Source organism: Erwinia typographi (assembly GCF_000773975.1).
GTDB lineage: Bacteria > Pseudomonadota > Gammaproteobacteria > Enterobacterales > Enterobacteriaceae > Erwinia > Erwinia typographi.
The window spans coordinates 19,614-27,320 of the sequence record NZ_JRUQ01000080.1 but is presented as its reverse complement, the minus strand read 5'-3'; the positions used below and the strand labels follow the sequence as shown (position 1 = coordinate 27,320).

Below are 7,707 nucleotides of genomic sequence, written 5' to 3'. Positions count from 1 at the left end.
GACCGAGAGCAGAGACCGAGTAATTAGAGGCGCAGGAGCCACAGAGTGACCGCTTTGCGGTCAGGACTGCGCGGGATTATCAATCCCCCGCAGTCAACAGAATGTGCCACTCCGTGCGGGCTGGACGCCCTTACTGCATGTCACAAGTTACGCAATGCCGGGCTGGACGCCCGACAAAGCTGCACAAGGTCAAAGGCGGCACACCGTCTCGCTCGCTACGCGAGACCACCCCCTTTAAGACGCTCGCATTTTTCCCTTTTTTCTTTCCCTCCCTTTGGTCAGTCAGAAAAAAAGGAATGCTGGCTTTAAAGGGGGTGGTCTCGCCTTTCTTGCTCGACGGTGTGCGGGGCTTTGCCCCCCAAATAAACCGCTATCGTGGGCGATAGCTTTTTGCTCGCTGGGGCGGCAAAATTTATTCGGCTCCCCCCCCGGCCTGTTCAATTCGCCTCTGGGGCGAATGTTCACTGGTGGGTTCGGGTGACGCAAATTAGCAATTTCTTCGAAATTGAATTTACTCACCTCACGCCACTTTTATTTCATGCTGTGCGCCTGAAATAAAAGCAATAAGGGCCGCGCATATGAGTGTGGTTTTTTTTATTTGTCCGGGTGTTGTCTGGCGCTAAAAAATTAGCAATCTTATGGATTGAATTTTTCGCTGGAACGGCGAGTCAGAAGTCATTTATTTCATTTATGACTTCAGCGGGCGATTTCCCCTGCCCGTAGTCAGGGTGTAAGCTCAGCGCGACACTGATGAACTTCTCATGATTTTTCCCTTCCAGCCCCGATGCGTATTGATAATACCTTCAGCAATAAAAGCCTCATAAAGATGGTCATACAGGCCGCAGCGTCTGGCGCTGCTGCGTTCGATTTCTCTGATTATCTCAGTGCATCTGGCTGTGCTGAGCGTGGTTTTAGCGGTTGTCATTGCTGAACTCCTGTTTTTCAATTAAAAACGATTCCAGGGGCGTTCCGTTGTTTAACGCATCCCGTATAGTGCGCGGCGTTTTACCCACGCCGGACCATTGCCTGATTTTCCCGTTATCGGAATAGCTGTATTTCATCGTGCGTCTGGCGCGTCCGGGGAGCGCCTTACCGCCGATTAGTTCTTCCGGGGAGAATCCCTCCCCGGTGATGAGCGCCAGCAATTCGCAGCGTTTTTCCTCCCGCTCAATGCGTTGTCTTTCTGATTTTTCATGTGCAGCTTTTTTAGCATCCAGCGCTTCACTGAATGACTCGTTCAGCGACTGTAATAACCGGTAATCGCAGTGTGTGGTAAAGCGTTTCACGTTACGCGCGGATGAAAAAAAAGCGTGGACAGCCTCAGGTGTGATACCCGTCATGGTTAAACCTCAGTCATTATTTCAGGGGGGGCATTTCAGCTATCTGACGAACGACCACACGGAGGATGGAACCCGGTCATACAGACGGTTCATTGTCAGTTCGGCCAGCCGGTGATCGGCTGCACCGTAAAAAACAATCAACTCACGGTCATTTAACCGGTACTGACAGGCGTCAATGACCTTATCAAGCGTGGATTTGGACGTACAGCGACGCAGCTTAAAAAGCCAGTCCTGTTTCGTTTTGTTCATCAGATAACCTCTTTTATTCATTTATACAGCGCCAGAGCGCTAACTTTTTCTTGGTGGAAATTCGAACGCTACTTTGCCGGTGGCCTTGTCATCAAGCCGGACAAATGCTGAAAAACTCTTGCCTGTTTTGGTGCTGATAAATCCTTTTATTTCGCTGCTTTTCCCTTTGGTTATTATGGTTTCAACCTGATTTTTGGTCAGCGTCTTACCTGCCAGCGTTGACCAGATTTTAAAATTACATCCGGTACAGCTGTATGTTTTAGGCGTAGCAATAATGCGCTTGCCGCATGACGGGCAGGGCGCGTCAAGGCGTTCGCGCTGGCTGTTTTCTGTGTTTTTCTTCGGGGGGCTGGTCTTAACGCTGAGGGAACTCACATCCACGTTTTTCAGTTGTTCCTCTATGAAAATCTCAAGCTCGTCTAAAAAAGCCTCACAGGTCATTTCACCCTTTTCAATCTGCTGCTGCTGCTCATGCCAGAGCGCGGTCATATCCGGTTCTGTGGCGATGGCAGGGAGCGAGTTTATAAAGCTGATACCTAATTCAGTGGGGACTAACTTCTTTTTCTCAATGGTGAAATAATCCCGTTTTTGCAGAATTTCGAGCATTCCGGCCCGTGTTGCTGGTGTTCCGATGCCGCCATTTTCGCCTTCCGTATTCTTATCCCTGTTGACCAGCAGTGCTTTAATTCGCGGATTTTTTACGTATTTAGCCACGCGCTGTAAATCGCGCAGCAATGTGGCTTCGGTATAGAGCGGCAGCGGTTTTGTTTTTTCCGTCTTGATCGTTACCGTTTTGCAGGTTCCGCCATCGTTTACGCTCAGTGCCGTCAGTATGGAAAACAGGTTGTTACCGGCATCGTCACCGGCGCTGATTTCATCGCTGTTTTCTGCTTCATCCTGCTCTTTAAGCAGCTCCGTCCAGCCCGGTAAAATGGTTTTACGTGCGTTGCTTACAAAGTCATAACCCGCCACGCTGAAGCGGACGGTGGCCTGCTTCCAGGCTTTTTCCGGCAGGAACTGACAGAGGTATTGTGTGGCAATGGCGGTGTATACAGTCAGCTCTTCCCTGCTCATTCTGGCCGTGTCAGGCTCTGTGCCGGTCGGGATAATAGCCGTGTGCGCAGAGACTTTCTCATCATTAAATGCGCGATTTTTTCTGCTGCTGTCCAGCGAGGCCAGCACATCAGCCGGAAAATGTCCTTTCAGCGCAGAACTTACCGCCGCCAGCGTCTGCGGCGCGTCATCAAACTGCTCAGTGGACAGGTAGCGGCAGTCCGAGCGGTTATAAGTGATTGCTTTGAAGTTGTCGCGTAGCGACTGCGTGACCGCCAGCGTTTTATCTGCACTGATGCCATGCTCCCGGCTCATCTGTACCTGTAAATCAAGCAGTGAAAAGGGCAGCGGTGCTGGCGTGGTCTTATCATCAGTTTGTGCAAGCGTTACTGTTACGGGCTGGGACTGCGCCATGCTGACGATATTATCCGCATAGCTCTTATCTGTGATGCGGTTTTTATCATCCGTGGGGGCATCTTCCGGCACGATTAAACGCGCCGGTATCTCGCCGCCATCGCAACGTGTCAGGTCAATACCGTTCATCGTAAAACCGGCGCTGACAGCGTAATAAAACGCGGCAGCATGGTTTTTAAAGGCTTCATACCGGTGAACGATAAGCCCCAGAATCACGGTCTGTACACGGCCAACGGATAACATCCCCTGCATCCCTTTTTTTCTGGCTGCCAGCGTGTAGCCGCGCGTCATATTGAGGCCGTAAAGTTGATCTGCAATGCTTCGCGCCAGCGCACTTTGAGATAAACCGTAAAACTCGCTGTTGTCCCGCAGCCGTGTCAGCGCCTGGCGGGCTTTTTCGGTGTTCAGGTCATTTATCAGCACACGTTTAACCGGCTTGTTGCAGTCGGTATACGTCAGTATTTCGTCAATCAGCAGCTGACCTTCCGCATCTGGATCGCCTGCGTGCACAATTTCGCTGGCCCGTTCAATCAGCCCGACCACCGTTCTGAACTGGCTGGCGGTACGCTCAATGGGCTGGTATCGGTGAGGGCGTAGCTTCATCGGCAAATCGGCTTCATTCCATTTCGCATACGCCGGGTTGTGCTGCTCCGGGCTGACCAGCTCCAGCAGATGGCCGGAACCCCAGGTCACAACGTCTTCGCCACACTCGATGTAACCGCCCCGATTAACACCGTTTCCCAGCGCCTGGGCGATCACTTCGCCCAGCCCTTTTTTTTCTGCAATAAAAAGTCTCATTGTCATTCCTTATGTTCAGATGTAGAAATGTCAGCAAAATTTGGACGCTGGTCGCTGTCCAAAAAAATATTGCTGGCATATTGTGGTTTCAGGATAAAGTTTTGGGTATGTTTTACTTGCGTAATTAATTAAAAATAGTGTCGAAGATATTTATATCAAAATTGAATAAACAAACAGCGAATGCTGAAAATGTCATCATGGTTATTAGCAGGAACATAATCAGAGGCGTTGAATCTGTGGGGTTTATATCTGTTCTCAGTACGATAACGAAGCAATAAACATTCATGCACAAATAGAATAAAGAGAAACAGGAAAAGGCATGGTGGAGCATCACTGCTGATGAGTCGGTCATAAAATACCACCTTAAATTTATGTTTAAAGCATTTAGGCAGGAGGTAACCCGTCCGTGGGTATTAAGGGTTACCCGCCGCCCGCAAAACCCACACCCAGCGTGTTGTTGTGAGTGTTACAAAAAATCGGATTCATTAAATACGTAATGAAATCAGAACGACCATGAAGCGCCTAAGTTTGCCGTCCACGGTGCTTCGACATGACTACCCTGCGCGTAGCTTGCATCCGCATGAACAGTGAGCCTGTCAGTCACTTTCGTGTTAACACCAAGCTGGTATACGCCGCGAGTACCGCTTAAATCATTGGTGAAATGGTCGTCATTAACTTTAACTTTGTTATCGTCAATGAATTCCTGAGTGACGGCCAGTTTGATATAGGGCTGAACCAGTGCCCCATGAACAACGAATTTATGCCCAAAGCTGACCCCGGTTTCACCGGTAACTGATTTTTGCGGGCTTACATGCGCTTTCATACCGTTAGATAAGGTGTAATCACTGGTATTGCTGGTAAATCCCGTTATCGCTGCATACGGTGTGACATAACTATCACCAAAGTAGAAATATTTCCCACCTTGCAGGTTTGTACCTATGCCGGTTGTATTGTAATAACCGCTGGCTATCGTGCCGCTGGTCATTCTTGCGTCAATATTGTTACCAAAACGGTTTACTTTAAATACTCCATCAAGCCAGAATCCTGAATCATGTAAATAACTCGTATAGGCTCCCAGCGAATAAGAGTCAACATCGCCTTTCCCTCCGCGATTAAAGCTCACATCTGAATGACTGTATGAGAAAAATATACCTTTAGTGGTTACACCATTTGCGTATTCAGTTGATTTATCTCCACCCAGCGTTACGCCATTTAAATTAAGCCCGTAACCTGCACCAGCCGCATCGTTCACACGAAGGCGATGTGCGATGTAATGCCCCCAAACGTTAGTGTCATGCGAGAAAGAACGAACCTCAGCAAGCCGCTCCCTGATGGAACTCATTTCAGCCTGGAACACCAGGGGATCAACGGTCGCCATAGAAAGAACGGCGGCTGTTGATGGGGTTATGTCTGGCGGTTCAACCGGATCAACTGGTGGGATGACTGGGTCAACTGGCTCGTCGGGGGTGTCCGGGTCAACCGGGTCAACCGGTTCGTCGGGGTCTACCGGGTCAATATTTTTTTCAGGGGTTAATGCCCATCCACCATGTCCATCTGCGACAAGATGGTACTGATACGTTCCGACATCAACAACATGACCATTATTCGCGAGTGTGAAATCTGCATCACCTCCCCCGGTGTTGATTATTTGCAGGCTGGAGTCTGACGCCGGGCTTACGCCAGAATCTGCAATATAAACATCAAAATTGCCGCTGGCCTGTTCCCTGACCGTCAGAAAATCCCCCCGCAGGCTGGCAAGGTCTGTATTCATGTAAAATGAGCCTGCCCCTTTCAGGCTGTCCAGCGTCAGAGAGGTGTAGCCATCGTCTGTGTGTCCAAAATAAACATGACCGCCTTCCATTGTCATTGCACCTGATTCAAAGGCATGCGAATCAGTGGCGCTACGGGTGGCTAAGTACAGACTGCCAGAATCTGCCAGTGTCATATTCGCACCGGCGGAATTAATACCCGAAGTCAGCTTCAGCTTGCCCCCATCATTAACCAGAATATTTCCCTGAAGCGTCGATATTGTGCCGGATGAGGTTGTCTCAGGACTGACAAACATCGTACCGCTGATGGTGGCATCAGTAACCGTACCAGATCGAATACTGGCGGTGGCCCCATTGTTAACCGTCAGACCGGAGGATGTGGCGGCATCTTCCCCACCAAGGAAGTACGCCCCCCCATTAAGCACGGTATCAGTATCGGTCCCATTCGCATTTACCATTTGACCGCCATTGATAATGGTATTAGTGGCAGTACCTTTATCAATCTGTAGATCTCCACTGTTTACCGTACTGTCATTAATAACTGAGGTGTCTGTTTTCAGAAAGACAAAGTCGTTATCCGCCCCGTTTATTGTCCATGAATTTGCCTCACTGTTTTCATTAATGGATACGGTAGCACCGTTTTCTATGTCTGCATTATTTGATACCGCTTTGTACTTATCGGCAAGACTTCCCGACAGAGAAAAAGAACCACCAGACCGGATGGTCGTGGCATTATCGGTTCCTCCATTATTATCCATTGCCCCATAAACTTCAGTGTTATTTGTTGTGCCGCCATCCTGAATGTGAATGTTACCAGAGTTCAGAGTTGTATTATTCGCAATGCCGTTCTGTGTCACATATAAATCACCGTCATCAATAAGAGTGTCGGTGACAGTACTGAAAAAATTGATATCGGATGAACCCACGTCAACCCGACCACCGTTGATGTCAGTATTGAACATTTCAGCGCCGTAATTAAGATGAATAATACCATCTTTATTAACCTTTGCGTCATTAAATACCGGGAAGTATTTGTTGTCGTCGTCAATGTCCTTATAAACAGAAACCTTTCCGCTGACATTCCAGGCATTTAATTGTGCATTGCGCGCGACAGAAACCGTTGCATCATTTTCAATGACTGCGTTGAAACTTGTCGCTGCGTCGTCAGTTTTCTGCGAACCTGTAATCTGAAATGAGGCGCCAGACTTAATCACGGTATCATGATCTTCCCCTGCTGCTGACTGGAGATAACCGGATACGGTTGCACCTTCGAGCTTCCCATATAATAAGATTTCGCCATCCTTTTCAACCACAGAGTTCTTGGCTGTGCCATCTGTTTCCACAACCTGTGTTCCTCCTTCTTTTATGACAGAACCCTCGGCATTACCGCCCTTTTCAATATTCTGGTATGCATCTTTTTCGATAGTTGTATCTATCGCTGTCCCGTAAACTTCCTGGGCATTTGAGTCAGGGTTAGACGTTGGGTCTACAACCTCTCCGGTTACTGTACTACCGGCGGCTACATTCGACGTATAATCAGCAAAAGAAATGTTTGTTAATGCAACAGAAACGGCCACTGCTAACAGCAGTGGTTTTGTTTTCATTTTCATAATATTACCATGGTGATTTAATTTACTGCCCAGTAATGAGTTAAAATACTGGGATTTATTTGATGTTAATTCGATTCTCTTCCAGCTCAGTCCGCACTGGCGAATTAATTAGGTCTGATTTGATTTTATGGGGACGTTTCTGATTTCTTTATATTTTAATGCTTCCAAATTTTTGTATGATATTTGAAATTGTTTTTGGGTCGGCTCCTTTGCACTGAACCAGTAGCGATTTTCGTGCGTCTGCGGTATGGCTGGGCAGAAATCCATTTTTATTTTTCTTCACAATATTGAAGAAATCCCGCTCTGCTGATTTACACTCTCTTCCACCACCAGACCCCATTGCTTTCCCCGCCATACAAAGCACGACTTTGCACGGGTCAGAAGCAAATGAAGGGGCAGAAAAACCAGCGATAAAGCACAGGAGTGCCGCCGCTGTTGCGGTTCTTTTCATTGAAATTCCTTTATTTGGTTGAG

The 7,707-nt window shown here is 48.2% G+C and carries 5 protein-coding genes; all 5 read right to left on the bottom strand.

Features of this window, described 5'->3' with window-relative positions:
* Positions 1 to 911: 911 nt before the first annotated feature.
* Positions 912 to 1,340, bottom strand: a complete 429-nt coding sequence (locus NG99_RS24430) for an H-NS family histone-like protein (protein WP_052130862.1) — start codon at positions 1,338 to 1,340, stop codon at positions 912 to 914.
* 39 nt (positions 1,341 to 1,379) lie between these two features.
* Positions 1,380 to 1,589: a hemolysin expression modulator Hha gene (gene hha, locus NG99_RS24425; RefSeq protein WP_034898798.1), complete on the bottom strand. Its 210-nt coding sequence runs from the start codon at positions 1,587 to 1,589 to the stop codon at positions 1,380 to 1,382.
* Positions 1,590 to 1,628: 39 nt separating this feature from the next.
* The gene (locus NG99_RS24420; protein WP_034898779.1) at positions 1,629 to 3,854 is read right to left on the bottom strand and encodes a type IA DNA topoisomerase; all 2,226 of its coding nucleotides are present in this window, start codon (positions 3,852 to 3,854) and stop codon (positions 1,629 to 1,631) included.
* Between the two features lie 502 nt (positions 3,855 to 4,356).
* Positions 4,357 to 7,233 carry an autotransporter outer membrane beta-barrel domain-containing protein gene (locus NG99_RS24415; RefSeq protein WP_084110626.1) on the bottom strand — a complete coding sequence of 959 codons (2,877 nt, stop codon included), beginning with the start codon at positions 7,231 to 7,233 and terminating at the stop codon, positions 4,357 to 4,359.
* A gap of 148 nt (positions 7,234 to 7,381) precedes the next feature.
* Entirely contained in the window at positions 7,382 to 7,684 is a 303-nt protein-coding gene (locus NG99_RS24410; protein ID WP_034898774.1) for a hypothetical protein, read from the bottom strand.
* Positions 7,685 to 7,707 lie beyond the last annotated feature (23 nt).